Below are 24,682 nucleotides of genomic sequence, written 5' to 3' on the forward strand. Positions count from 1 at the left end.
GGGTGGGCGGGCGCTACAGCCTGTGGTCGGCGATCGGCCTGCCGATCATGCTCTACCTTGGCGAAGAGAACTTCGTCGAGCTCCTGAACGGCGCGCACCTGATGGACCAGCACTTCCGCAACGCGCCGCTGGAAGCCAACATGCCGGTGCTGCTGGCGATGATCGGGGTGTGGTACATCAACTTCTACGGCGGCGGCTCGCACGTCATCGCCCCCTACGACCAGTACCTGCACCGCCTGCCGGCCTTCATCCAGCAGCTCGACATGGAGTCCAACGGCAAGCAGGTGATGCTCGACGGCAACCCGGTCGATTTCGAAACGGCGCCGATCATCTGGGGCGAGACCGGCATCAACGGCCAGCACGCCTTCTTCCAGCTGCTGCACCAGGGCACGCACATCTCGCCGATCGACCTGATCGCCTCGCTGGAGAACCGCTCCAGCCTGCCCGGTCACCACGAGATCCTGCTCGCCAACGTGTTCGCCCAGGCCGAGGCCTTCATGCGCGGCAAGACCGCCGACGAAGTGCGTGAAGAACTCACCGCACAGGGCGTGACGGGCGAGGCGCTGGAAAAACTGGTGCCGCACAAGGTGTTCGGCGGCAACCGCCCCACCAACACCCTGCTGATGTCGCGCCTCGACCCGCGCAATCTGGGCTCGCTGATCGCGCTCTACGAGCACAAGATCTTCGTGCAGGGCGTGATCTGGCACATCAACAGCTTCGACCAGTGGGGGGTGGAACTGGGCAAGCAGCTCGCCAAGACCATCCACGCCGAACTGGCCGGCAAGAGCGGCCCGGCGCCGCACGACAGCTCCACGGCACGGCTGATCGCGGCCTATAAGCAGGCCAACGGGCGCGGCTGACCGTATGCTTTGCTCGCAAAAACGCCACCGGCTTGCCGGTGGCGTTTTTCATTTCGCACGGTTGGCCGAAGCCGGGATCAGACATCTTCCGCCGCCGCCGGCCAGCCGTAGCGCTTGAGGTCGACGCGGCCGCTGGCGCTTAGCGCCACGCCCTCGTGTTCCAGCAGCAGGCGCTGGTAGTCGGCGCCGGGCGTGCCGGGGCGGGCGATGCGGCCGCCGGCACCCACCACGCGCTGCCACGGCACGCTGACGCCGTCCGGCAGATGGCCCAGCAGGTGCCCGACGTGGCGGGAATGGCGCGGCCAGCCGGCCAGCTCGGCGAGCCTGCCGTAGGTGCTGACGCGGCCTGGCGGGATGCGCGCCACCAGCCCCAGCACCGCGCGCGCGAACTCCGGCGGCATCAGCGGTAGCGCGCGTCGGCGACGAAGGGATTGTGGCGCTTCTCGTCGCCGATGGTGGTGTAGGGGCCGTGGCCCGGCACCACCACGGTCTCGTCCGGCAGCACGAACAGCTTGCCGCGGATAGCGTCGATCAGCTGCTGGTGGTTGCCGCGTGGAAAGTCGGTTCGCCCGATCGAGCCCTGGAACAGCACGTCGCCGGCGATCAACAGGCCGGCCGCCGGGCTGTAGAACACCACGTGGCCGGGGGTGTGGCCCGGGCAGTGCAGCACCGCCAGCGTTTCCTCGCCGAGCGTCACGGTGTCGCCTTCCTCCAGCCAGCGGTCGGGCGTCACCGCCTCGGCCGGCGGAAAGCCGAACATCTGTCCCTGGTTCGGCAACTGATCGAGCCAGAAACTCTCCTCGCGCTGCGGCCCTTCCACCGGTACGCCGAGGCGGCGCGCCAGCGGCATGGTGGCGCCGGCGTGGTCGATGTGGCCGTGGGTCAGCAGGATCTTGACCACCGTGAGGTCGCGCGCCGCCACCTCGGCCAGGATACGTTCGATGTCGCCGCCCGGATCGACGATGGCGGCGTTCAGGGTAACGTCGCACCACAACAGCGAGCAGTTTTGGGCGAACGGGGTGACGGGAACGGTGTGCAGTTTCAGGCTCATGGCGGGGGCGGGGCAGGGAATGGCAAAGCAATATTGTGCCACGCCGTCAAGGGAGCGGGTATCGCCGGGGGTGACATGATGAACGGATTCTGCATGACGGCGGACAGGGCTCTGGCGTAACATGCGGCATTGGCCGTCGACGTCGCTGGAACGGCAATCTGCGGAGTAGTGTCACTTGAGCTTGAGATGGAAATCGGCGCTGGCGCTGGCCGCGTTGTTCGCCGTGCTGTTGGTGCTGGCGCTGTTTGCCGGCAACCTGGCGGTGCATTCGATCCGCCAGCATTACGGCGCCGCCTTCGCGCGCGATCATGCCCTGCTGCAAAAGCAGACCCTGGTGACCCAGCTGTCGCGCGAACTGGCGCTGTCACAGCGCCTGGCCGGGCTCGAGGTCACGCGCGACTGGCTGCGCGACGAGCAGAATCCGGCCAAGCGCCGGGCCTTCTTCCGCGAAGCCGAAAACTTCCGCCAGGCCTTTGCCGATCATTCCTTCTCCATCGTCGCCGACCGTTCCCTCAGCTACTATTTCAGCGACGACAAGCTGGCGGCCAACGCCGCCGTGCCGCGCTACCGCCTCAAGCCGAATGACGCCGAGGACGGCTGGTACTTCGCCACGCGCCAGAACGTGCGCGACTACGCGCTCAACGTCAACGTGGACGGCAAGGTGCGCGTCACCAAGGTGTGGTTCAACGTGATGATCCACGACGGCGACGAGGTGCTCGGCATGGCCGGCACCGGCCTCGACCTGTCGCGCTTCCTGCGCGACCTGGTGGCCTCGCACCAGCGCGGCGTCAGCAACATCATCGTCAACGGCCAGGGGGTGATCCAGGCCCACCCGGACGCCCGCCTGATCCAGTACGCTTCCGTCTCCTCCCTGAATTCCGCCAAGACCGTGTACCGGCTGATCCACACCGAGGAGCAGCCCGCCCTGGCCGGCGCTCTGGCTGCGCTCAAGGCCACGCCGGAGGGCACCCAGACCGCCAGCGTCACGCTGCAAGGCCAGCCGCGGCTGCTGGGCATTTCGTACATCCCCCAGCTCGACTGGTACGTGATCAGTGCGGTCGACCTCTCCACCGCCGCGGTGCTGGACGAACGCCTGCTGGCCACGCTGGCGGCGGGCGGCCTGGTGGTGCTGCTGGCGCTGGGGCTGCTGGTCATCTTCGGCCTCGACCGCCTGGTGCTGAACCCGCTGGCGCGCCTGCACCGCTCGGTGGCCCAGCTCTCCGCCGGCGACTACCGCATCGAACTGCGTTCGCGCCGCGACGACGAACTAGGCGACCTGACGCGCGCCTTCAACCACATGGCGGGCGAGATTCGCGTCCACACCGAGAAGCTGGAACAGCGTATCGAGGAGCGCACGCGCGATCTGGCCCAGGCCAACGAACAGGTGCTGCAGGCGCACCGCGCGATGCAGGACAGCATCCGCTATGCCAGCCTGATCCAGAACGCCATCCTGCCGCACGGCCCGCTCAGCGAACTGTTGGGCGAGCAGCACTTCCTGCTGTGGAAGCCGCGCGACGTGGTCGGCGGCGACTTCTTCGTGTGCCGTACCGGCCCCGGCCGCTGCCTTCTGGGAGTGGTCGACTGCGCTGGTCACGGCGTGCCCGGCGCGTTCATGACCATGATCGCGCAGACCGCCTTCGACGTCGCCGTGAGCGAACTGGGCCTCGCCGACCCGGCGGCGCTGCTGGAGCGCATGGACCAGGTGGTGCGCGCCATGCTGCGCCACGAAACCGGGGCGCGCCATCTTGCCACCAGCATGGACGCCGGGTTGTGCGCGGTCGATCTGATCAACAACACGCTGACCTTTGCCGGGGCGCGGCTGTCGCTACACTGGAGCGACGGCGCGCAGGTCGGCGAAGTGGCCGGCGAGCGCGGCGGCATCGCCGACCGCAAGCCGACGTCGTTCCGCAACCACGTCATGACGCTGCGCCCGGAGGTCAGTTACTACCTCACCACCGACGGCTTCCTCGACCAGTCCGGCGGCGACAAGGGTTACGGTTTCGGCCGGCGACGCTTCGCCGAGCTGCTGCGCCACCACGCCCAGCTGCCGGTGGCCGAGCAGCGCGAGGCGTTCCAGCAGTGCTTGGCCGAGTACCAGGGCGAGCGCGCCCAGCGCGACGACATCACGGTGCTGGGGTTCCGTTTCGGTCGGCAGGACGAGGCCGATCAGCCCGCGTTGCCGGGTGATCACGACAGATAAGGAGAGTCCATGGAGCAGGTCGATGTACTATCGCTGAGGGCAGCCTTCATCCAGCAGGGCATCATGCTGTGTTTCAACGGCCCGTTCTCGGCAACGCTGATCGAAGAGATCGGCCAGGCGCTGCGCAAGCATATGCAGGGCTTGCAGGAATCGCAGTCGGCGGTGACCGACGTGTTCTCGGTGTACATCGAGCTGACCCAGAATATCCGCCATTACACCGCCCTGCACGGCCTGGAGGGGGCCGACGCGCACGCCACGCTGATCGTGTCGCGCTCGGAGGACGGCCGCTACGTGGTCAGCGCCGGTAACGTGGTGCTGCCGGCCGATGGCGACGCGCTGGTGGAGCGCATCGCGGCGCTGGCGCGGCTCGACAAGGCCGGGCTCAAGGCCGAGTACAAGAACCAGCTGCGCCAGCCGCGCGATCCGTCCGCCAAGACCGGCGCCGGGCTCGGCCTGATCGACCTGGCGCGCCGCGCCTACGAGCCGCTGCAGTGCTCGCTGACCGCGCTGGATGGCGGTGTGGCGTTTTTCAGTTTACGCGTAGTGATTTGACGAGGTTGACATGCAAGATCTGATCGTCGAGGGGACCGGTTCGATTCCGGCCATCCGGGCAGACTGGGAAGCAGGATGTGTGGTGATGAAGGGCGACTCCTACCCGGAAAACGCCTTCGAACTGTACCAGCCGGTCATCGACTGGATCGAGGCCTTCCTGGCACGCGAGGAGCGCCCGCTGCGGCTGCAGCTGCAACTGCTCTACCTCAATACCAGCAGCATTCGCGCCATGATGGACATGCTCGACCAATTGCAGGGCGCATTCGACGGCGGCCGCACGGTCGGTGTCGAATGGCGCTACGAGCGCGAGAATGAACGGGTGGCCGAGCTGGCCGAGGAGTTCCGCGAGGACTACACCTTCCCGTTCGATATCCTCGCCCACGACTGAACCCGCGGAGCCGCGATGAAACAGCACGAGGAGCTGGAAAGCCGCATCGAAACCCTGCTGGCAGACCCGGCCTACGCCGACCATCCGCTGCACGAGGCGCTCGCCTCGCTCTTCGAGTGCTATCGCGAGCAGACCCGGCAGATCGAGCGGGTGAGCCGCATTGCCGACCGCTACCAGGATGCCGAGCGTGACCGAGGCCTGAGCTACGCCGCGCGCTATCAGCGCCAGTTGCGCCAGGTCGAGAAGATCGTGCGCATCAGCGACCGCTACCAGAACATGCTGCGCGACATGAACCAGCGCCTGCACTGGCTGTCGAGTCGCGACGAACTCACCGGCCTGCCCAACCGCCGCCACGCTTTGGTTCGCCTGCGCGAGGAATTGCAGCGGCTGGGCCGCAGCGGCGGCCAGTTCTGCCTGACGCTGGCCGACGTCGACCACTTCAAGAGCATCAACGATGGCTACGGCCACGACGTGGGCGACCGCGTGCTGGGGGCCATCGCCCATGGTCTGTCCGAAGGGGTGCGCGACTACGACGTCTGCGCGCGCTGGGGCGGCGAGGAGTTCCTGCTGTTGTTCCCGCACTCCAGCATCGAGGAAGTGCAGAGCGTGCTGGTGCGGTTGCGGCGCCAGGTGGGGGTGCTCAGCGGCGAGCTTTTGCCGGCCGGTGCCGCCGGGCTGACGCTGTCGTTCGGGCTCACTCTCTGCCGGGACGCTGCCGAACCGCTCGACGCCATCCTGCAGCGCGCCGACCAGGCGCTGTACCAGGCCAAGGGGCAAGGGCGGGATTGCGTCGTCATCGGCTAAGCGCCCCGCTTCACGCGGCGCCGCCGGCCCGTCTTGGGTGCCAGCGCACGGCGCACCCTCTTTAATCCGAGTACACCACGTCAGATGTGGCGCGTCATCGCTTGCCAGGCCGGGGTAGGGATGAGCCGGCGATGCGCCATCCCCATGTGCGCCGTATCCATTCCGGTGCCGGCGTCCCGGCCGTCCCCAGCCTCTTCAAGGCCCGCTTGCCGGGCGGTTCCAGTAGTCCGCCCCGGCTCCGGCATTCACCCTAGCGCACGCCAGGTTTGGCCGCCTTCTTCTCGATCTCCTGCAAGGTGGCGCGTGCCGTCTCCTGCCACGGCCCGCCCAGCGCCAGCGCCCGTTCGGCGTGGCTCCGCGCCTGTTCCAGCTCGCCCTGATCGGCCAGCACCACGGCCAGATTGTTGTGCGCGGCGGCGTTGTCGGGCTGCGCCGCCAGCGCCTGTTCCAGCGCGTGCCGTGCGGCTGGCAGGTCGTGCATGGCGTAGGCGGTGTTGCCCAGGCCGATCGCCAGCGTCGGGTTGTTCGGCCAACGTTTGATCGCCGTGGCATAGCCGCTACGCGCGTCGGCGCGCGTGGCGAGGCGGTCGAACGCCACCAGCGCCGCTGTCGTGCCGGCCTCGTCGGCGCTCACCGGCAGCGTGCCCGGCGGCAACACGGCCACCGCCCAGTGCTCGCTGCGCGCCCAGGTGTTCTCGAAGGCGGTCAGGCTCATCAGCTGGCGCCGGAAGGTGCCAGAGCGCAGCACCATCTCGTCACGCTCCAGGTTGTAGCCCACCACCACGGCGTAGTGCCACGACGGCCACCACGACAGCCCCAGATTCTGCATCACCAGCACCGGGTGGCCGGCGCGCACCTCGTCGAGCAGCGCGTCCAGCCGCGGCGGCAGCACGGTCGCCACCCGGCCGTGGCGGCGCGCCGCCGCCAGCATCTCGATCTGCAGGCTGCCCTGACGTGCCGGCACGTAGACCTGGCTGGTCAGCTCGTCCGGCGCCACCGTCTTGCCGGACGCCGTCAGCACCGTGGCCAGCGCCGCCGGGCCGCACTGGTACTCCTCCTGCGGGAAGAACGGGGTGTCGGCGAGCTCGACCTGGCGCGGCAGGTCGGTGCGTGCCAGTTGCTGCCGCACCACCGGCGTCGCGCAGGCGGAGAGCAGCAGCACGGCCGCCAGGAGCAGGCCGCGCCACGGCGGTATCGACCAGGAGCGCGCCATCGTTCAGCGGATGGAACGGGTGAACGGGAAGATCTTGGTGAGGCCGAGGATGTCGGTCAGGAGCAGCACGAAGAACACCAACAGCACGGCACCGACGATATCGCCGCCGGCCGGGGCCTTGGCGGCTTTCTCCGCCAGCAGCGCGGCATCCTTGTCGCTCAGGGCGGCGATGCGTTCGCGTGCCTGCTCCGGCGACACGCCCTGGCGTTCCAGCTCGGCGACGACGTCGGCGCGGCTGAGGGTTTCCAGGATGCGGGCGCGGTTGGCGTCGCCGGCGCTGGTGGCGCCCTGGTTGAGCTGTTCCACGCCGATCATCGCCGCCTGGGCGGATTGGGTGATGCCGACGAAACCGATCGACAAGGCCAGCGAGGTGGCGATAAAGGTTTTGCGTGCGAGCATGGTTCGTCCTTCTTCTCAGGTGGGGGTAGTGTCGAAGAGTGGATAAGAGCGCGGCGCGCCGGATAAGTTCTTTAACAGATATGCAAGCGGGGAGAGGAAGTCAACCCGGGCACTCCGCCGGGCTGCTTGATCCGTCAAATGAAAACCGCCCCGGGGCACGAGGCATCCCGGGGCGGTTGGCGCGGCGTCAGGCCGGCTGGCGGCTTACCACCAGCTTTCCACTTGCAGGCCGACGGTGGAGCCGTGGCGGCGCGAACCGAACACGCCGCTGCTCGACAGCGGGTCGTTGGCATTGTCGCCGGCGGCGTCCTGGGCGGCCTGGTTCCACTGCGCGTAGGTGTAGAACAGGCGCAGCTCCGGGCGGCTCCAGAACGACTTGCCCATGGCCAGGGTCGGCGCGATGGTGAACTTGGTCAGGGTGCGGGTCGGGCCGCTGGCCGGCTGTACCCGGTCGTGACCCAGTTCGGTCACCAGCTTGAAGTGCTCGGTGAAGGCGTAGCTCGGGCGGATGCCGAACGACATCCACTTCTGCGTGCCGCCGTCGACGCGGTCCTGCTGGTACAGACCCACCAGCTGGCCGCCGAAATTCGGCGTGGCTTGCCAGTCGAAGGCGTCCAGCACGCGCCAGCTCTTGTCGCTGCTGTCGTTGGTGATCGGGCCGACGGTGCCGGACAGGCTGGTGCCGCTGCCGGTGCCGTACTGCAGCGCGAGCTTGTTCTTGCCGCCCAGCACGCCGTTCTGGATGTGCTGCACGGTGTACGCCCAGCCACTGTGCGGATCGACCTTCTGGCCGTTGACGTCCACCTTGCCGGACGGGTCCATGTAGCTCACGCCGAGTTGCAGTTCGCCGCCGGGGTTGACGTCGATGCCCGACAGTTGCAGGTCGTGGCGGTTGGAGTCGTATTCCTGGAAGATGCCGTCGTTGCGGAAGAAGGCGTAGCTCAGCTTGAGCTTGTCGCCGATGGCGAAGTTCTCCAGACCGGCGCCGAGACCGCTCGGGTTCCAGTAGAAGAAGTCGTTGATGTGCACGTCGTTACGACGGTAGTAGATGCGGCCGGCCCACAGGCGCGCACCCGGCAGGCCGGGAATGTTGGTCAGCTGCAGGTAGGACTGCGGCAGGCGCAGGCTGCCGCTGTTGCCGTCGCTGTTGTGGAAGGTCGGGGTGCGGTCGTTTTCGTTGTACAGGCTGGCCATGGCCAAGCCCGACAGTTTCATGCCGTTGTCGAACTGGACCAGGTCCTGCTCGCCGGTCAGTTCGCTGTAGATTTCGCATTCGTTGCCCAGACGGTACTTGCTCTGGGCGCCGGCCAGCTTGAAGCAGGCCTGGCTGTCGCCATCGCTGCTGCCGACGCCGGCGCGTACGTAGCCGTGGAAGTCGAAGGCCTGGGCCGGGGCGAGGGCGCCGGCCAGCAGGGCTGCGCCCAGCAGGCTTGCCGAGATGTGCTTCATGATGTCTCCTGATTGTAGTTTTGCTACTTATTGTGTGGTGCTTCACCCCTCTCGGCTCTGGTGGCCGGTGCGTTGCCGTGGGGTGGTCCGTCATCGCGGCGGGGTGATGCGTCCCCGTGGCGCCATGAAATCCGCTATTTATGCCGATTTCAGCGCGCTCCGTCCCTAGGTGGTCGGTCTTTGCCACGGCGCAGGATAGCGCCGTCGCAATCGCGCCACGGCGGGGGCGCCGAGGTGTGTAGGATCATGACAAAACTTTATGTTGTCGCAAAATTACATTGTAAGGAATTGTAAGGAAATGTCGTTTTTCTTCCACGGCCGCCAGCGGCGGGATGTGTGGCGAGGGGGAGGGCTCAGAGGGGGGGGTTCCGGAGTGGTGTCGTCCGGGGTGCCGTGAGCCGCACACAGGGCACGTTTTTGCGCCGGGGAGAGCTGCTTGACGGCGTATTCGGCCTTGAGCGCGGCGGACTTGTCGTCGAACGCCAGCACCAGGGCGATGCGTTCGGGAGGGTGCAGGCGGGTGTAGCGCGCACCCTTGCCGGCGGCGTGCGCGGCGTAGCGTCGCGCCACGTCGGTGGTGATGCCGGTGTAGAGACTGCCGCCGCGGCATTGCAGCATGTAGAGAAACCAGCTCATTCGGGGGTTGCCAGGACAAGACCCCGCTACGCTAGCGCAGCGCGGCGTTTTGGCCAAGCGCTTGTGCCGCCCGTCGCGCCCATCGCTCACACGACAACGCCCGGCACGGGGCCGGGCGTCGGGGGCGAGGAGTGGCCGCGGCGGGAGGGCTTCGGCCAACCTTCAACTATTACAGCGTGCCGTAGGAGTGCAGGCCGGACAGGAACATGTTGACGCCGAGGAAGGCGAAGCTGGTGACGAACACCCCGATCACCGCCCACCATGCCAGCGGCGTGCCGCGCCAGCCTTTGACCAGGCGCACGTGCAGCCAGGCGGCGTAGTTGAGCCAGACGATCAGCGCCCAGGTCTCCTTGGGGTCCCAGCTCCAGTAGCCGCCCCAGGCATCGGCCGCCCACATCGCACCCAGGATGGTGGCGATGGTGAAGAACAAAAAGCCGACCGCGATTGCCTTGTACATCACCTCGTCCAGCAGCTCGGCCGACGGCAGCTTGTCTTTGAGCCAGCCATGGCTGACCAAGAGCTGGGCGATGCCGAGCATGGCGGCGATCGAGAACGAGCCGTAGCCGACGAAGTTGGCCGGCACGTGGATCTTCATCCACCACGACTGCAAGGCCGGGATCAAGGGCTGGATCTCGTGCGCCTGGCGATCGAAGGTGTACCACAGGATGAAGCCGACCGCGGCCGAGATCACCAGCAGCACGAAGGCGCCCATCTGGCGCGCCGCGAACTTGGCTTCGTAGTACAGGTACATCAGCGCGGTGATCAGGCAGAACAGCACGAACACTTCGTACAGGTTGGAGACCGGGATGTGGCCGATGTCGCTGCCGATCAGGTAGCTCTCGTACCAGCGCGTCAGCATGCCGGCAAAGCCCAGCACCGCCGCGCTCCAGGTCAGCCCTGTGCCCATGCGGCCGAGCAGCGCCGAGCGTGTCAGGAGGCCCATCCAGTACACCGCGGTGGCGAGGAAGAACAGCGTGCACATCCACATGATGGCGGACTGGCTCGACAGCACGAAGCGCAGCCAGAACGCGCTCTGGCCGCGCGCCAGGTCGCCCTGGTAGAGCTGGATCGCCACGAGCGCGATGGCGCCGGCAAGCGGCAGGAACAGGCGCCAGGCCTTCCAGAACCAGCCCAGCGCGATCAGGCCGACGGTGCTGCCGGCCAGGATGCCCTGCTCGTAGACGTCCATGTAGGCGCCGTAACGGTAATAGGTGACCCCGGCCGCCACTACCAGCAGCGCGGCGAACAGCCAGTCGGCCAGGTTCAGCCGCTGCCACAGCGGCCGTTCGTCAAAGGAATAAGCGAGTTCCATCAGGCACCCCGTACAAGCTGTTGAATGGCGTCGCGGTGACGCCGGAAATCCTCGTCCAGGTCGCGGTTGTGACGATTGGAGGTCATCGCCAGCCGCACCCGGCCATTGCCCAGCCTAATCCACAGTCGCACTTCGCGGATATAGAACATCAGTACGATACCGATCACCAGCATCAGCGAGCCCAGGTAGACCAGCGTCTTGCCGGGCGAGCGCGTCATCTGCAGACCGGAAGCTTGGACCTGGGTAAAGCCGTCGAGTTGCAGGAACACCGGCACACCATAGTCGTTGAGGCTGCTCGCCGCCACCAGGCTGTCGAGCAGGAAGCGGTAGTGACGGCCATCCTGCGTCAGCGGCTTGGCGCCGGCGCGCTCGTTGGCCACCGCCATCACGTCCACCACCGCCCCCTGCAGGATCTTGATATAGGTCTGCGCCACCGCCTGGCGCTTGTCCGCCGGCACGCGCTGATCGAGGAACTGCTCCAGCGCGCTGAAGCCGCCTTCGCCGAAGCGCGCCAGAATCCACTTCACGCTCTCCTCGAACTGCTGACGCATCGCCGGGCTGATCGCCGAACCCTGCATCGCCTTGGCGGTGCTGCGCCGCGCGATCTCGTCGTACAGCGCCGGGTTTTTGAGCGCCGCCCTGAGACGCATGAAGGTGTCGATCTTCATCTCGTCGTCGAGCGGGAGGCGCAGGTACTGGAACGGCTCCGACACCGTCTTGCGCATGCCGGCGATCAGGTAGCTGGCACCATCCTGCTCGATCGGGGACATGTAGTGGTGGTACTCGCGCGCCTGGCCCTGCTCGTCGCGCAGCTTGAAGGTGATCGACGGGCCGACGTTCTTCAGGTTCTTGTCGCGTTTCACCTCGCGCGCATCGTGCATGCGTTCGGACAGCGACTTGGCGCCCTCGGCCTTGCTGCGCTCCATGTTCTCGATGTTGAACTGGCGGAACTCGCCGAACTCCAGGCTGTACTGGTGGCCGTTGGCGCGCAGCGGCTGCGAACTCAGCGACACGCCCGTGATCGGCGCCGGCGGCATCTCGGGCGACGCCAGGTTCCAGGCCTTGAAGTTCAGCGGCGAGCCGCCGTCGCCGAAGCTTGCCTGGTAGATCGCCACACCGTCGACGATCAGCGGGTGGTTCACTTTCACCGTGGCCGGCGTCTCCTTGCCGGTGGCCTTGTCGGTTACCACGATGTCGCTGGCGAACAGCTTGGGCATGCCGTTGCTGTAGTAGTCGACGTGGAACTTCTTCAGCGTGACGATGAACGGCAGCTCCTGCACCAGGTAGCCGTTGCCGGAGTTGAGGAACACCACGTCGGCGCTCTTGTTCTCGGCCACCGTGACGTTGCCGCGGAACGACAGGTTGCGGGTGGAGAGCCGGCTCTTCTCCGGAATCTGCGATTGCGGCAGGTCGCGCGTTTCCGCCACCACCCGGCCGAACAGTTCGCCCAGTTTCAACGGCAGGTTGCCGTCCAAGAGGCCGCCCAGGCAGATCACCACCATGGCGATATGGGCGAAGAAGTAGCCCAGCTTGTTGGCGGCGCCCTTCTTGGCGGCCAGCACCAGGGTGCCGTCGTCGCGGCGGTGCTGGCGCAGGCGGAAGCCCTTGGCCGCGAGGTAGCCCTGCAGCTGCTCCGGCGAGGCATTGGCTGCCTCGAACTCCTCGCTGTGCTGCATCGCGGCCAGCGAGCTGTCGGTGGCCTTCTCGCGGAACGCCTTCATGTCCTTGATGAAGCCGGGGCCGTTGCGCAGGATGCACAGGCTGGTGGAGATCACCAGGAAGGCCAGAATGGTCAGGAACCAGGCCGAATGGTAGACGTCGTAAAGGCCCAGCCAGTCGAAGGCGACGAACCAGAACTGGCCGAATTCGAAGGCGTAGTTGGGGTAGGGTTCGTTCTGCTTGAGCACGGTGCCGATCACCGAGGCGATGGCAATGATGGTCAACAGCCCGATGGCGAAACGCATCGAGCTCAACAGCTCGTACAGGGAATAACTGAAGCTGGCGTGGCGGCTTGGTTTTTTCATGGGTTTCACATACAAAAAGGGAAGCCGTCAAGGCTTCCCTTTTGAGTAAGGCATGAGGCGGAAGTTGCGCTTAGCGCAGGCCGGAGATGTAGTCGGCCACTGCCTTCATTTCGGCATCGCTCATACGGGAAGCCACGTCCGACATGGTCGGATGCTGGCGGTCGGTGCCGGCCTTGAAATCGTTCAGCTGCTTGAGGATGTAGCCGGCGTGCTGGCTGCCCACGCGCGGGAACTGGTCCGGCATGCCGGCGCCGTTCGGGGCGTGGCAGGCCATACAGGCCGGAACGCCGGTGACCGGGTTGCCGACACGGTACACTTTCTTGCCCAGCTCCATCAGGGTCTTGTCCGCGGCTTCGCGCGGCTTCGCCTTCTGCTGGCTGAAGTAGGCGGTCACGTTCCACATGTCATCGTCGGACAGCGGCGCGGCCATGCCCATCATGATGGGGTTCTTGCGGGTGCCGGCCTTGAACGCCTTGAGCTGACTGTACAGATACTTCTGGTGCTGACCGGCCAGCGTCGGGTTGGCGGCAGCCACGCTGTTGCCGTCCGCGCCGTGGCAGGCGGCACATACCTGATCGACGATCTGCTTGCCCTTGACCGGGTCGCCCTTGCCTACCGGGGCGGCGGCGGCCAGTGCACTACCGGCCAGGGTCATGGCAGCCAGCGCCAACAGCATCTTGCGTTTCATGGTCGCTCCTCAGAGAGAGATTTCGTAAATATCTGTAAAAGTGGCAATTTCAAACCTGTTATTCTATACCAACTGCTTACACCGTTACTACTATGACGATTTTCCAGAACGCGCGCTTTTATACAACCGTCAACCACCTGAAGGATTTGCCACCCACTCGCGCCGAGGTGGCCTTCGTGGGGCGCTCCAACGCCGGCAAGTCGAGCGCCATCAATACCCTGGCCAATCGTACCCGTCTGGCATTCGTTTCCAAAACCCCGGGGCGCACCCAGCACATCAATTTCTTCGACCTGGGCGAAGAGCGCTATCTCGTCGACCTGCCGGGCTACGGCTACGCCGAAGTGCCGGAGGCGGTGCGCACGCATTGGGTCGCCTTGCTGGGGCGTTACCTGCAGACCCGGCAGAACCTGGTCGGCCTGATCATGATCATGGACAGCCGTCACCCGCTGAAGGAGCTTGACTGGAAGATGCTGGAGTTCTTCCGCGAGACCGGGCGGCCGGTGCACATCCTGCTGTCGAAAAGCGACAAATTATCACGGATGGAACAGCAGAAAACCTTGGCCTCGGTCAAAAAAGCGTTGGCCGACTACCCGGCGGTGAGCATCCAGCTGTTCTCCAGCCTGAAGAAAACCGGCGGCGAGACGGTGGAAGAGGTGGTGGAGCGCTGGTTCGACGCCTACCTGGCGCAGGGCCAGGACGAGATGCCGTCGGCGTGACGGAACTTTGCCAGGGGTGGCAAGCCTAATCGGCAGGTGATCTCACCTCCCGCTTGCCTCCCTGAGCGGGTGCCTTTTGCTGACACTAAAGGCTGTTTACCCCGGCACCCAGGTGCCGGGGTTTTTTATTGCCGGCACCCGGCGGGGAACGCCAGGCAAACAAAAAGGCAGGGCGGGCGCCCTGCCTTCGGATCGGTTTCCCGTGCGGCGTCAGATACCGCCGCTGATCACCGTGCTCTCCACGTTCAGCGCTTCGGCCACGGTGCGCGCCGCCTGGCGTGACCGGAACGGTCCCAGCTGCACGGTGTAACGACCGTTGCGGTTGACGATGCCGAGCTTGGCATCGTTCTTGGCGTCCAGTTCCTTCTCGATCTTGCTCATGCGGGCCTCGGCCTGGGCCAGGCGGCTGTAGCTGCCCAGCTTCAGGTAGCTGTCGTCGCCGCTGGCCTTGAGTGCACGGCTCGGCGCGGTGGCGGCAACGCTGTCGTCGTTGCCGTCCGGCCAGACGCGTTCCACCTTGATCGGTGCGCTGCCCTGATGCACGAAGCCCAGCTTGTAGGCTGCGGCGTAGGACAGGTCCATCAGGCGCCCCCTGTGGAACGGGCCGCGATCGTTGATGCGCACGATCACCGCCTTGCCGTTTTTCAGGTTGGTGACCCGGGCGTAGCTCGGGATCGGCAGCGTCGGATGGGCCGCGGTCATGGCGTACATGTCGTAAGGCTCGCCCGACGTGGTATGGCGGCCGTGGAACTGCTTGCCGTACCAGGAGGCACGCCCCTTGGCTTCGTAGGGCTTGTCGCTGGTGTCCGGGTGGAAGCTCATGCCCAGCGCCGAGTAGGGCAGGTTGGCCGCCTTGATCAGCGGCTCGTCCTGCGGCACGGCATCGGGTACCAGAGCCAGGTTGGCCGGGATGTGGTCGGCCGGACCATCTTGTTGGAAGTACTTGCCGGTGTTGCTGGCAAGCGGCTTTTTGGTCGAGCGGATCGACGCTTGTTGACTGGTTGCGCTGGCGTTTCTGACGGTGGAGCAGGCCACCAGCGCGAGACTAATAAACACTAGCCACAGCCATCGGAATACAGGCTTCATTACACCTCCCTGTGCTGTTGGGCCAACAGGTGAACGCTCAGCTTCCTCCCGCAAAATCGTTCTGCCGCCACGCTTCGAACACCATGACGGCGACCGCGTTGGACAGGTTCATGCTGCGTGACTCGGGTTGCATTGGCAGGCGGACACGACGGTCGGCTGGAAATGAATCCAGGACTTCCTGCGGCAGGCCACGCGATTCGGGGCCGAACAACAATACATCTCCGGGTCGGAAAGCTGTCTGGTCATGCCGCGTCGCTCCCTTGGTGGTGGCCGCGAAGATTCGGCGGCCGGAGAGGGCGGTGCGGCAGGCTTCCCAGTTCTCGTGGACGACCAGGCGAGCGTACTCGTGGTAGTCGAGGCCGGCACGACGCAGCTTGGCGTCGTCCAGTGGGAAACCTAACGGTTTGACCAGGTGCAGTTCACAGCCGGTGTTGGCACATAATCGAATCACATTGCCCGTGTTGGGCGGTATTTCCGGCTGAAAGAGAACAACTGTGAACATCGTTGGCAGGCGGATTGTTCCAAGGAATCAAAAAGTTGGTCAAGTTTTTAGGCTAATTGCCCGTGCCAGCACCCAGGCCTCGACCCGTTTTGCCCCCTGTTTTTTGAGGGTGGCGGCGAGTGCGGAGAGGGTGGCGCCGGAGGTCGCCACGTCGTCGACGATGGCGATGCAAAGCCCGTCCAAGCAGCGTTTTACGCCAAATGCATGTTTCATGTTGCGGTGCCGTTCGGCACGGTCAAGCGTGGTCTGACTGCGAGTGTTGTATTTTCGCCAACACAGGTCGGCGTCAAACCGGACTTGCATTGTAGCAGCGAGTGCGTGTGCCAGCTCGTGACTTTGGTTGAAACCGCGTGCGGCAAGTCGTTCTTTTGCCAGTGGAACGGGTACGATCAGGTCGATGGCGGGGGCGGAAAGCGGGGCTTGTTCCGCCAGCAGCCGGCCCAGCGCACCGGCCATTTCCAGGCGTTTTCCGTACTTGAAGGCGTGAATCAGGCCGTCCAGGGGGTAGTCAAAACGGTAGGAAACGTGTAGCGCGTCGAAGGCAGGCGGATGGCGCTGACACGCCCCGCACAGGCTGCCGGCGGCGACTGGTTCGGCGCAGTGCGGGCAGCGTTCCGCCGGCAGGCGCGGCAGGCAGGCGTGACACGGCGGGCACAAGCCGTGGCGTGTTCCGGAAGTGCCGCATAGTAGGCAGGGTTGATTAAAAAATAATCTGTTGTCAATTAATCGGCCAAAAAGGTTTGACAGCATGGCGGCCCCGCGACAAGATGCGTTCAACAAAAATCTAGGGCGTGTCACCCATTGTTTCCCCTCCGCGTTGCTGCCGCGAAAACGGTCAGGCAAGGCGCCGGGCGAAGGCAATGGCCGCCCCCTTGCCAAGACCGGCAACGCCGCCTGACCGTTTTCGCGGCGCAACCCTTCGGGCCGAGTCTGCTTTTGCGCGCCACGGCGTTACTTGGCGCTCGTTTGGAATCACCAAACGTCGCGTGCAAAAACAGATCCCGGCGCGGGGTGGGAAACAATGGATGACACGCCTTGGTGATCTTCACCCTATGTCAGCCGCCGCCGGGCGGGAAGAGAGCGCGGTCGAGCGCGCTTCCCCGCCGGCGACGTGCCGGCGCTACGGATAGAGCCCATGCAACCGTCTACCATCGCATTCCAACGCCCAGCCACCCCGCATCCCGAGTCCGCTGCCTGGACCGTCGACGAAATCGAGGCGCTGCTGGCGCTGCCGTTCATGGAACTGGTGTTCCGTGCCGCCGAAATCCACCGCCAGTTCTTCGATCCGACCAAGGTCCAGCTCTCCACCCTGGTATCGATCAAGACCGGCGGCTGTCCCGAGGACTGCGGCTACTGCCCGCAGTCGGTGCATCACGATACCCCGGTGGAAAACCAGCCGATGATGACGGTGGACGAGGTGGTCGAGGCCGCGCGTTTGGCCAAGCAGAACGGCGCCGGCCGTTTCTGCATGGGGGCCGCCTGGCGCGGTCCGAAGGACGCCGATCTGGACAAGACGCTGGATATGGTGAAACGGGTCAAGGCGCTGGGTCTGGAGACCTGTGCCACCTTCGGTCTGTTGAAGGATGGCCAGGCGGAAAAGCTCAAGGATGCCGGCCTCGACTATTACAACCATAATCTGGACACCGCGCCGGAGAAGTACGCCGACATCATTCAGACGCGCGAGTACGAAGATCGTCTGGACACGCTGGGCAAGGTGCGCGGCGCCGGCTTGTCGGTATGCTGCGGCGGCATCGTCGGCATGAACGAGACCCGCACCGACCGCGCCGGGCTGATCGCCCAGCTGGCCAACCTCGATCCGCAGCCGGAATCGGTGCCGGTGAACAACCTGGTCAAGGTGACCGGCACGCCGCTCGACGGCGCCGAGCCGCTGGACTGGACCGAGTTCGTGCGCACCATCGCGGTGGCGCGCATCACCATGCCGAAGAGCTACGTGCGGCTGTCGGCGGGCCGGCGCGAGATGCCGGAGGCGATGCAGGCGCTGTGCTTCATGGCCGGCGCCAATTCCATCTTCTATGGTGACAAGCTGTTGACCACCGGCAACCCCGACGTCGACGCCGACCGGGCGTTGATGGAGAAGCTGGATCTGGCCCCCTTATAAGGGTCCCTTCTCCTTACAACGTTGGCCGAAGCCGTGCGGGTCGGATCCCGCCGCCTTCGGCCATGCCTTTATATGGAGTTGCCATGCAGCCACAGCAACTGTCCGCCGCCCTGGCGGAACTGGACGCCAGCCACAGCCGGCGGACCCGGCTCACGCTGGAGAGTCCGCAGGGGCCGCTGATCCATGTCGACGGGCGCGATTACCTGGCGTTCGCCAGCAACGATTACCTGGGGCTGGCCAACCACCCGGCGCTGATCGAGGCGACCCGTGAAGGTCTCGCGCGCTGGGGGCTGGGCGGCGGCGCCTCGCATCTGGTGGCCGGGCATTTCGGCGTGCACCAGCAGGCCGAGGACGAACTCGCCGCCTTTGTCGGCACCCCGGCCGCATTGCTGTTCGGCTCCGGCTATGCCGCCAACCTGGCGGTGATCACCAGCCTCATGGGGCGCGACGACGCAGTGTTCGCCGACCGCCTCAACCACGCCTCGCTGAACGATGCCTGCCTGTTGTCCCGCGCTGCCTTCAAACGTTTCCGCCACAACGATCTCGACCATCTGGAAAGCCTGCTCAAGAGCACGCCGGCCAAGAGCCGGCTGATCGCGGTCGACGCGGTGTACAGCATGGACGGCGACGAGGCGCCGCTCGCCGAGCTGCTGACGTTGGCCGAGCGCTACGACGCCTGGCTGTATCTGGACGATGCGCACGGCTTCGGTGTGTTCGGCGACGGCCGCGGCAGCATGGCGGAGCAGGGGATCGCCAGCGAGCGGGTGATCTATATGGCCACGCTGGGCAAGGCCGCCGGCGTCGCCGGCGCCTTCGTTGCCGGCTCGACCGAGCTGATCGACTGGCTGGTCAACAAGGCGCGGACCTATATCTTCACCACCGCCCAGCCGCCGGCCTTGGCCGAGGCGGTACGGGCCAGTCTGGGGCTGATTGCCGGCGAGCCGTGGCGACGCGAGCGACTCGTACAGCATATAAAAATGCTACGGCATACCCTTTCTGGTGTTAAATATCCATTACACGCTTCCCGCAGTCCGATCCAGCCGCTTATGATAGGCGGCAACGAGCAGGTCATGACATTATCCGCCCGCTTGCGCGAGGCGGGTCTGTGGGTGCCGGCGATCCGCCCGCCCACCGTGCCGGAAGGGAGCGCCCGATTGCGGATTTCGCTGTCGGCCGCGCACGAGGCCGGACAGGTGCAGCGTCTGGCTGAGGCCATCGTCGCCATGTCATGAGGTTTTAGGGGGCGCCTGCCGTGTTTTGCCGGATATCCCGGCCGATACCTACTACGATAATGACATGAATAGCACGGTAGACTATCTCTATGCGCCGCAGGCTGCCGCCGAGGCGGCCCTGGCCCTGTTAGGCGTGCACCAGCGTCCGCTGCAGGTGGCGGTCTGGGCCAAGGTCGGCACGGTGTGGCAATGCTTGGCTTGGCGCGGTGCCGTCGACGGGTTGGTGTCCCCCGATGAGCTGCAGCGGGGACGGCTGCCAGGGCCCGATGGCGGGGCCGAGCCGCTGAAGAGCGGCGGCGAGCTGTTGGGCTGGCTGATCTGGCGCGGTCCGCGCCCGGACAACTGGTCTCCCGTGGCGCTGTTGCTCACCGGCCACTTGCTGGCCGCGCGCTTGCATTCGGATCAGGCCATCTCCCGCATCACCCACGAGACCATGCTCGAGATGAGCCGGCTGGCCAGTGAATGCGCCAGTCTGGAGGCTTTCCTGCCGGGCCTGCACCGTCTCCTCGGGCGCCTGCTGGATGCCCGCAACTTCTATATTGCGCTGTTGGACGAACAGGCCAACGCGCTCAGTTTTCCGCTCTATGCCGATCTGCGCGAGCCGGCCAGCGAGTGGCCGCAGCCGGAGCAGCGCTTCCCGATGGGTGGCCAGCCGCCGTCGCTCACCGCTTATCTGATGGCCGGCGGCAAACCGCTGGTGCTGTCGCGGCGCATGCTGGAAACCCTGCAGCAGAATGGTGATCTCCAGATTCATGGGCCGGTGCCGGAGAGCTGGATGGGGGTGCCGCTGAACAATATCGCCGGCCAGCCGATTGGCGCGGCGGCGCTGCAAAGCTACCAGGCGGGACACAGCTACAGCCCGACCGAGCAGTCACTGTTCCAGTTCGTCGCGCTGCATATCGGCCACGTGCTGGCGCGCGTGATGGTGCGCAACCAGCTGGAACAGCAGGTGTGGTTGCGCACCTGCGAGCTGGAAGGAGCCAACACCCGGCTGCGCAACGAAGTCGCCGAACGCCAGCTGGCCGAGAAGCGTCAGGGCGTGCTGTTCCTGATCGCTGAGTTGTCCAATACTAGCCTGTCGCTGGAGGCCTTCCTGGGCGGTGTGCACCGCCTGCTGGGAGAGTTGCTGCCGGCGCGCAATTGCCTGGTGGCGCTGTACGACAAAGATCACGACCTGATTTCCTTCCCCTACTATCAGGACGAGCGCTGCCCGTCGCACAAGGCGCGCAAGCCCGGCAAGGGCTACATCGAGCAGGTGCTGTACAGCGGCCAGGCGCTGCAGGTGAACTCCTCGCGCGCCAGCGGCGATGACGCCACGCTGCCGCGCAGCTGGCTGGGGGTGCCGCTCTACCACGGCCACGAACTGCTCGGCGTGCTGGCGGTGCAGAGCTACGACGAACAGGTCCAGTATGGTTTCCGCGAGCAGGAGCTGCTGGAGTTCGTCGCCAACAACATCGGCGCCGCGCTGGCGCGCATCCATGCCATGGAAGCGCTGCAGGCGGCCTACCTGGAGCTGGAAGAGCGGGTGCGCGAGCGCACCAGCGAGCTCGACGCCGCCAATGCCCAGCTCGAGTTCGACAGCCTGCACGACCCGCTCACCAAGCTGCCCAACCGCACCTACTTCGCGCGCGCTCTGCGCCGCAGCTGGGAGGCCTACGTCAACGGCAGCGGCGAGCGCTTCGCGGTGCTGTTCATCGACCTCGACCGCTTCAAGCTGGTCAACGATACGCTGGGCCACCTCGCCGGCGACCACCTGCTGTTCGAGGCCGGCGCGCGCATCCGCAGCTGCCTGCGCCACAGCGATTTCGTGGCGCGGCTGGGGGGCGACGAGTTCGCCGCGCTGCTGTTCGGCATCGAGGCGCCCGGCTGCGAGCAGACCGCGCGCATGATCGTGGGCGAGTTCGATCGCCCGGTGGTGCTGATGGGGCGGGAGGTGTTCACCACCGCCAGCGTCGGCGTGGTGATCGCCGACAAGTCCTACTATCAGCGCTCGGAAGACGTGCTGCGCGACGCCGACCACGCCATGTACCGCACCAAGCAGCAGGGGCGCCACGGCTACACCCTGTTCAACCACGAGCTGCGCCTCAACCAGGCCGACCAGCTGGCGCTGGAGTCGGAGCTGCGCCGCGCGCTGGAGGTGGACGACCAGCTCACGCCGTTCTTCCAGCCCTTCATCGACGCCCGCAGCGGTGCGCTGCAGGGCTTCGAGGCCCTGGTGCGCTGGCAGCACCCGACGCGCGGCCTGATTTCCCCGGCCATCTTCCTGCCCATGGCCGAGGAGAGCGGCCTGATCATGCGTGTCGACCGCTACATGATCGAGGCCGCGGCGCGCCAGTTGCGCCAGTGGATGGACGAAGGGCGGCTGACCGACGAGGTGTCGCTGCACATCAACCTGTCTTCGGCCAACTTCCACGACCCGGAGCTCTTGAACTGGATGCAGGCGCTGATCCGGCGTTACGCGTTGCCGGCCGGCATGCTGCATCTGGAAGTGACGGAAAGCGCGCTGATCGACGTACCGGACGTGGCGGCCGAGGTGATCCAGGGGTTGCACGACATGGGCGTACGGCTGGCTCTGGACGATTTCGGCACCGGCTATTCGGCGTTGTCCTATCTGCACCGCTACCATTTCGACGTGCTCAAGATCGACCAGTCCTTCGTCGCCGACCTCGACCAGAAGCAGGAGTCGGCCGCCATCGTGCGTGCCATCCTGGCGTTGGCCGAAGCGCTCGACCTGGACGTGGTGGCCGAGGGGGTGGAAACCGGCATGCAGTTGCGCACGCTGCGCGACATGGGCTGCAGCAAGCTGCAGGGGTTCTACTTCGCCACCCCGGCACCGGCCGCGCGCATCGACTGGGACCGCCTGGCCGGCTTCGCCAGCAGCTTCCGCCAGGTCGCCTGAGCCGGGATGATGATCCGCCACGAGTGCGCTACCGTCCCTCCACCCGCCGTGCAGATGGCCGGGGCGGGACGCTGCGCCTCGGCGTGTCGAGCCAGCCATGAGCGGTGAGCAGGGACGCGTCCCCCGGCCGGAGGGCGGCTCCGGGTTTGCCACCCGCTACAACCGCTGGCGCTACAACCTGTACGCGCCGGTCTACGACGGCGTTGTCGCCGCGTTCTTCGCGCCGCGCCGGCGCCGCGCCATTGCACTGTTGGCGCCCCGCCCGGACGAGCGCATCCTGCTGCTCGGGGCCGGCACCGGGCTCGACCTCGACTACCTCCAAGGCTGTCGCCGGCTGACTGCCATCGACGTCTCCGACGGCATGCTGGCGCGGCTGCGCCGACGGGCCGCCCGGCTCGGGCTCGAGGTGGAGGCGAGCGTGATGGACGGGCAGCGGCTGGCGTTCCCTGACGCCTGCTTCGACGCCGTGATCCTGCACCTGATCCTGGCGGTGATCCCCGACCCGGTGGCCTGCCTGCGCGAAGTCGAGCGCGTGCTCAAGCCCGGCGGGCGCGCCGTGGTGTTCGACAAGTTCCTGGCCGACCGCCAGCGACCCGTCTGGTGGCGCGTGGCGGCCAACCAGCTGACCCGGATCATCGCCACCGACATCAACCGTCAGCTCGGCGTCATCGTCAATCAGACCACTTTGCACATCGAGCATGACGAATCGGCCGGGATGGGTGGTTTCTTTCGCATCGCACTCTTGCGAAAATAGCGTTTTCCCTCATCTGGCTTCGCATGAGTCTGTATATCGAATCGCTCGGACGCGGCCCGGACGTCGTCATGCTGCACGGCTGGGGCCTGCACGGCGGCGTGTTCAGCCGCGTCGCCGAGCGCCTGGCCGGGCGCTATTGCCTGCACCTGGTCGACCTTCCCGGGCACGGCGCCTCCGCCAGCCGTCATCCCTTCGACGCCGACGACATCGCCGACCTGTTGGCGGCGCAGTTCCCCTGGCCGGTGCACGTGGTCGGCTGGTCGCTCGGCGGCCTGCTGGCCCAGCACTGGGCGGCGCGCCATCCGGAGCAGGCGAAGAGCCTGGCGCTGATCGCCAGCAGCCCGCGCTTCGTCAAACAGGACGGCTGGCCGCACGCCCAGGAGAAGAAAGCCATCGAGGGCGTCGGCGCCAGCCTCGACAGCGCCTTCGAGCTGACCCTGGAGCGTTTTCTGGCGCTGCAGATGCTGGGCGCGCCGGGCGCCCGCGACACGCTCAAGGCGCTGCGCGAGGAACTGTTCGCGCACGGTCGGCCGCAGGGCCTGCTGCCGGCGCTGGAACTGCTGCTGATGGCCGACGCGCGCGCGCTGGCGCCCTCCATCCACTGCCCGGTCGGGCTGTTCTTCGGCGCCAAGGATGCCATCACCCCGATCGGTGCCGGGCGCTGGCTGGCCGAGACGCTGGCCGATGCCACCCTTTACGAATTCCCGCAGGCCTCGCACGCCCCCTTCCTGTCGCACGAGGAAGAGTTCGTGGCGCGGCTTGCCGCCCACCTGGACCAACACGCATGAGTGAAGCGTTTTATACCGACAAGTCCCGCGTGCGCGCCGCCTTCGAGCGCGCCGCGCCGAGTTACGACTCGGCCGCGGTGCTGCAGCGCGAGGTGTCGGATCGCATGGCGGCCCGCCTCGACTACATCAAGTTCAGTCCCAAGGTGATCCTCGACGCCGGCAGCGGCACCGGCTACGGTGCGGCCGAGCTGCGTCGCCGCTATCCCGAGGCGCGCGTGATCGAACTCGATCTCGCCACCACCATGCTGCAAGCCTCGCGCGAGAAGCAACAGGCGGGCGGCGGCCTGCTGGGTAAGCTGTTCAAGCGTGCCCAACCGTGGCAGTTGTGCGCCGACGTCGAATGCCTGCCGCTGGCCGACGCCAGCGTCGACATGATCTGGTCCAACCTGGCGATCCAGTGGGTCAACATTCCGGACGGCGTGTTCGCCGAATTCCAGCGCGTGCTCAAGCCGGAAGGCATGCTGATGTTCTCGACGCTGGGGCCGGACACGCTGTTCGAGCTGCGCCAGTCCTTCGCCGGCGTGGACGGCGCCACCCACGTCAACCAGTTCATCGACATGCACGATCTGGGTGACGCACTGCTCAAGAGCGGTTTCGCCGAGCCGGTGATGGACATGGACAAGATAGTGCTGACCTACCCGCGGGTACGCGACGTGATGCAGGACCTGAAGGCCATCGGCGCACACAACGCCACCGCCGGGCGCGGGCGCGGCCTGATGGGCAAGCACAGCTGGCAGAAGGTCGAGGCGGCGTACGAGCTGCGCCGCCAGGACGGCGCTTTGCCGGCCACTTACGAAGTGGTGTACGGCCATGCCTGGAAGGGTGAAACCAAGAAGAAGGCCAATCAGCTGCCGGATGGCCGCCAGGTGATCGAGTTCATGAAACCCGGCGCGCGTCCGGGCGTCAAATAGGGCGGTCTCTGAGTTCCTCGGGCCGTTCGTCAGATTGTTGGCAACCCCTCCCTCGAGCGTAGCGAGGCTCCCTTGCAGGGCAAGGGCGGGGGGATTGGG

At 66.2% G+C, this 24,682-nt stretch carries 24 protein-coding genes; 12 read left to right on the plus strand and 12 right to left on the minus strand.

All coding sequences use genetic code 11. From position 1 onward, the window contains the following. On the plus strand, positions 1–860 hold an 860-nt coding region (locus AC3WG5_RS08290), incomplete at its 5' end, for a phosphoglucose isomerase-related protein (RefSeq protein ID WP_492568371.1). Positions 861–937: 77 nt separating this feature from the next. Here the strand turns inward: AC3WG5_RS08290 and AC3WG5_RS08295 are convergent. Together AC3WG5_RS08295 and AC3WG5_RS08300 are read right to left on the minus strand one after the other, a co-directional pair. Then, a complete protein-coding gene (locus AC3WG5_RS08295) occupies positions 938–1,261 on the minus strand; it encodes an MGMT family protein (protein ID WP_492568372.1) in 324 nt (107 codons plus the stop codon). Next, a complete protein-coding gene (locus tag AC3WG5_RS08300) occupies positions 1,261–1,911 on the minus strand; it encodes an MBL fold metallo-hydrolase (protein WP_492568374.1) in 651 nt (216 codons plus the stop codon). Before AC3WG5_RS08300 ends, AC3WG5_RS08295 begins: the two co-directional genes overlap by 1 nt. 175 nt (positions 1,912–2,086) lie before the next feature. On the opposite strand from AC3WG5_RS08300, the gene siaA reads away from it, so the two are divergent. The 4 genes from siaA to siaD are packed head-to-tail and all read left to right on the plus strand — an operon-like array spanning position 2,087 to position 5,855. Continuing rightward, positions 2,087–4,111, plus strand: coding sequence for a biofilm regulation protein phosphatase SiaA (gene siaA / locus AC3WG5_RS08305; protein WP_492568375.1), 2,025 nt, complete (start codon positions 2,087–2,089; stop codon positions 4,109–4,111). A gap of 9 nt (positions 4,112–4,120) precedes the next feature. Beyond that, positions 4,121–4,663, plus strand: coding sequence for a biofilm regulation protein kinase SiaB (gene siaB / locus AC3WG5_RS08310; RefSeq protein WP_008954655.1), 543 nt, complete (start codon positions 4,121–4,123; stop codon positions 4,661–4,663). A gap of 10 nt (positions 4,664–4,673) precedes the next feature. After that, positions 4,674–5,051, plus strand: coding sequence for a biofilm regulation phosphoprotein SiaC (siaC, locus tag AC3WG5_RS08315; RefSeq protein WP_492568376.1), 378 nt, complete (start codon positions 4,674–4,676; stop codon positions 5,049–5,051). A gap of 15 nt (positions 5,052–5,066) precedes the next feature. Then, on the plus strand, positions 5,067–5,855 hold the full coding sequence (gene siaD / locus AC3WG5_RS08320; protein ID WP_492568377.1) for a biofilm regulation diguanylate cyclase SiaD: 789 nt from the start codon (positions 5,067–5,069) through the stop codon (positions 5,853–5,855). A gap of 250 nt (positions 5,856–6,105) precedes the next feature. On the opposite strand, the gene AC3WG5_RS08325 is transcribed toward siaD, so the two are convergent. From AC3WG5_RS08325 to AC3WG5_RS08355, 7 genes are all read right to left on the minus strand, one after another. Next, the gene (locus AC3WG5_RS08325; protein ID WP_492568378.1) at positions 6,106–7,068 is read right to left on the minus strand and encodes a PA2778 family cysteine peptidase; all 963 of its coding nucleotides are present in this window, start codon (positions 7,066–7,068) and stop codon (positions 6,106–6,108) included. A gap of 3 nt (positions 7,069–7,071) precedes the next feature. Continuing rightward, the gene (locus AC3WG5_RS08330; RefSeq protein ID WP_008954659.1) at positions 7,072–7,467 is read right to left on the minus strand and encodes a PA2779 family protein; all 396 of its coding nucleotides are present in this window, start codon (positions 7,465–7,467) and stop codon (positions 7,072–7,074) included. A gap of 204 nt (positions 7,468–7,671) precedes the next feature. Then, positions 7,672–8,916, minus strand: a complete 1,245-nt coding sequence (locus AC3WG5_RS08335; protein WP_492568379.1) for a maltoporin — start codon at positions 8,914–8,916, stop codon at positions 7,672–7,674. Between the two features lie 273 nt (positions 8,917–9,189). Continuing rightward, a complete protein-coding gene (locus AC3WG5_RS08340) occupies positions 9,190–9,552 on the minus strand; it encodes a GIY-YIG nuclease family protein (RefSeq protein WP_492568380.1) in 363 nt (120 codons plus the stop codon). Positions 9,553–9,721: 169 nt separating this feature from the next. Continuing rightward, positions 9,722–10,864 carry a c-type cytochrome biogenesis protein CcsB gene (ccsB, locus tag AC3WG5_RS08345; protein ID WP_008954662.1) on the minus strand — a complete coding sequence of 381 codons (1,143 nt, stop codon included), beginning with the start codon at positions 10,862–10,864 and terminating at the stop codon, positions 9,722–9,724. Further along, positions 10,864–12,888: a cytochrome c biogenesis protein ResB gene (locus AC3WG5_RS08350; RefSeq protein ID WP_492568381.1), complete on the minus strand. Its 2,025-nt coding sequence runs from the start codon at positions 12,886–12,888 to the stop codon at positions 10,864–10,866. Before AC3WG5_RS08350 ends, ccsB begins: the two co-directional genes overlap by 1 nt. A gap of 70 nt (positions 12,889–12,958) precedes the next feature. After that, positions 12,959–13,576, minus strand: coding sequence for a c-type cytochrome (locus AC3WG5_RS08355; protein ID WP_014085589.1), 618 nt, complete (start codon positions 13,574–13,576; stop codon positions 12,959–12,961). A gap of 92 nt (positions 13,577–13,668) precedes the next feature. On the opposite strand from AC3WG5_RS08355, the gene yihA reads away from it, so the two are divergent. Further along, on the plus strand, positions 13,669–14,292 hold the full coding sequence (yihA, locus tag AC3WG5_RS08360) for a ribosome biogenesis GTP-binding protein YihA/YsxC (protein ID WP_008954665.1): 624 nt from the start codon (positions 13,669–13,671) through the stop codon (positions 14,290–14,292). A gap of 210 nt (positions 14,293–14,502) precedes the next feature. Here the strand turns inward: yihA and AC3WG5_RS08365 are convergent, their stop codons facing one another. From AC3WG5_RS08365 to AC3WG5_RS08375, 3 genes are read right to left on the minus strand one after another with little or no spacing between them, the layout of a single operon-like run. Continuing rightward, on the minus strand, positions 14,503–15,378 hold the full coding sequence (locus AC3WG5_RS08365; protein ID WP_014085591.1) for a septal ring lytic transglycosylase RlpA family protein: 876 nt from the start codon (positions 15,376–15,378) through the stop codon (positions 14,503–14,505). A gap of 37 nt (positions 15,379–15,415) precedes the next feature. Next, on the minus strand, positions 15,416–15,880 hold the full coding sequence (gene trmL / locus AC3WG5_RS08370; protein WP_008954667.1) for a tRNA (uridine(34)/cytosine(34)/5-carboxymethylaminomethyluridine(34)-2'-O)-methyltransferase TrmL: 465 nt from the start codon (positions 15,878–15,880) through the stop codon (positions 15,416–15,418). Between the two features lie 39 nt (positions 15,881–15,919). Next, positions 15,920–16,630 (minus strand): ComFC family protein, encoded by a 711-nt coding sequence (locus AC3WG5_RS08375; protein WP_492568382.1) that lies wholly within the window; start codon positions 16,628–16,630, stop codon positions 15,920–15,922. 385 nt (positions 16,631–17,015) lie between these two features. Between AC3WG5_RS08375 and bioB the strand changes: the two genes are divergently transcribed. The 6 genes from bioB (at position 17,016) to bioC (ending at position 24,583) form a co-directional block, all read left to right on the plus strand. Then, on the plus strand, positions 17,016–17,999 hold the full coding sequence (gene bioB, locus AC3WG5_RS08380; RefSeq protein ID WP_008954669.1) for a biotin synthase BioB: 984 nt from the start codon (positions 17,016–17,018) through the stop codon (positions 17,997–17,999). 83 nt (positions 18,000–18,082) lie between these two features. After that, on the plus strand, positions 18,083–19,231 hold the full coding sequence (gene bioF / locus AC3WG5_RS08385) for an 8-amino-7-oxononanoate synthase (RefSeq protein WP_492568383.1): 1,149 nt from the start codon (positions 18,083–18,085) through the stop codon (positions 19,229–19,231). Between the two features lie 64 nt (positions 19,232–19,295). After that, positions 19,296–22,130, plus strand: coding sequence for an EAL domain-containing protein (locus tag AC3WG5_RS08390; RefSeq protein WP_232503507.1), 2,835 nt, complete (start codon positions 19,296–19,298; stop codon positions 22,128–22,130). A 97-nt stretch (positions 22,131–22,227) separates the two neighbouring features. Then, positions 22,228–22,884, plus strand: coding sequence for a class I SAM-dependent methyltransferase (locus tag AC3WG5_RS08395; protein WP_492568384.1), 657 nt, complete (start codon positions 22,228–22,230; stop codon positions 22,882–22,884). Positions 22,885–22,907: 23 nt separating this feature from the next. Then, on the plus strand, positions 22,908–23,672 hold the full coding sequence (bioH, locus tag AC3WG5_RS08400; protein WP_492568385.1) for a pimeloyl-ACP methyl ester esterase BioH: 765 nt from the start codon (positions 22,908–22,910) through the stop codon (positions 23,670–23,672). Further along, the gene (bioC, locus tag AC3WG5_RS08405; RefSeq protein WP_492568386.1) at positions 23,669–24,583 is read left to right on the plus strand and encodes a malonyl-ACP O-methyltransferase BioC; all 915 of its coding nucleotides are present in this window, start codon (positions 23,669–23,671) and stop codon (positions 24,581–24,583) included. The genes bioH and bioC overlap by 4 nt, the downstream gene beginning before the upstream one ends. Positions 24,584–24,682: the final 99 nt, after the last annotated feature.

The sequence above is a fragment of the Pseudogulbenkiania sp. FW507-F1 genome (genome assembly GCF_058781125.1).

Bases quoted from the DNA above. Each gene is read 5' to 3' on its own strand.
- trmL (WP_008954667.1), bottom strand. From the start codon at position 15,880: ATGTTCACAGTTGTTCTCTTTCAGCCGGAAATACCGCCCAACACGGGC.
- siaB (WP_008954655.1), top strand. From the start codon at position 4,121: ATGGAGCAGGTCGATGTACTATCGCTGAGGGCAGCCTTCATCCAGCAG.
- bioF (WP_492568383.1), top strand. From the start codon at position 18,083: ATGCAGCCACAGCAACTGTCCGCCGCCCTGGCGGAACTGGACGCCAGC.
- AC3WG5_RS08365 (WP_014085591.1), bottom strand. From the start codon at position 15,378: ATGAAGCCTGTATTCCGATGGCTGTGGCTAGTGTTTATTAGTCTCGCG.
- siaC (WP_492568376.1), top strand. From the start codon at position 4,674: ATGCAAGATCTGATCGTCGAGGGGACCGGTTCGATTCCGGCCATCCGG.
- yihA (WP_008954665.1), top strand. From the start codon at position 13,669: ATGACGATTTTCCAGAACGCGCGCTTTTATACAACCGTCAACCACCTG.
- AC3WG5_RS08375 (WP_492568382.1), bottom strand. From the start codon at position 16,630: ATGCTGTCAAACCTTTTTGGCCGATTAATTGACAACAGATTATTTTTT.
- bioB (WP_008954669.1), top strand. From the start codon at position 17,016: ATGCAACCGTCTACCATCGCATTCCAACGCCCAGCCACCCCGCATCCC.
- AC3WG5_RS08300 (WP_492568374.1), bottom strand. From the start codon at position 1,911: ATGAGCCTGAAACTGCACACCGTTCCCGTCACCCCGTTCGCCCAAAAC.
- AC3WG5_RS08390 (WP_232503507.1), top strand. From the start codon at position 19,296: ATGAATAGCACGGTAGACTATCTCTATGCGCCGCAGGCTGCCGCCGAG.
- AC3WG5_RS08335 (WP_492568379.1), bottom strand. From the start codon at position 8,916: ATGAAGCACATCTCGGCAAGCCTGCTGGGCGCAGCCCTGCTGGCCGGC.
- AC3WG5_RS08340 (WP_492568380.1), bottom strand. From the start codon at position 9,552: ATGAGCTGGTTTCTCTACATGCTGCAATGCCGCGGCGGCAGTCTCTAC.
- bioH (WP_492568385.1), top strand. From the start codon at position 22,908: ATGAGTCTGTATATCGAATCGCTCGGACGCGGCCCGGACGTCGTCATG.
- AC3WG5_RS08350 (WP_492568381.1), bottom strand. From the start codon at position 12,888: ATGAAAAAACCAAGCCGCCACGCCAGCTTCAGTTATTCCCTGTACGAG.
- AC3WG5_RS08325 (WP_492568378.1), bottom strand. From the start codon at position 7,068: ATGGCGCGCTCCTGGTCGATACCGCCGTGGCGCGGCCTGCTCCTGGCG.
- ccsB (WP_008954662.1), bottom strand. From the start codon at position 10,864: ATGGAACTCGCTTATTCCTTTGACGAACGGCCGCTGTGGCAGCGGCTG.
- AC3WG5_RS08295 (WP_492568372.1), bottom strand. From the start codon at position 1,261: ATGCCGCCGGAGTTCGCGCGCGCGGTGCTGGGGCTGGTGGCGCGCATC.
- AC3WG5_RS08330 (WP_008954659.1), bottom strand. From the start codon at position 7,467: ATGCTCGCACGCAAAACCTTTATCGCCACCTCGCTGGCCTTGTCGATC.
- AC3WG5_RS08395 (WP_492568384.1), top strand. From the start codon at position 22,228: ATGAGCGGTGAGCAGGGACGCGTCCCCCGGCCGGAGGGCGGCTCCGGG.
- AC3WG5_RS08355 (WP_014085589.1), bottom strand. From the start codon at position 13,576: ATGAAACGCAAGATGCTGTTGGCGCTGGCTGCCATGACCCTGGCCGGT.
- siaD (WP_492568377.1), top strand. From the start codon at position 5,067: ATGAAACAGCACGAGGAGCTGGAAAGCCGCATCGAAACCCTGCTGGCA.
- bioC (WP_492568386.1), top strand. From the start codon at position 23,669: ATGAGTGAAGCGTTTTATACCGACAAGTCCCGCGTGCGCGCCGCCTTC.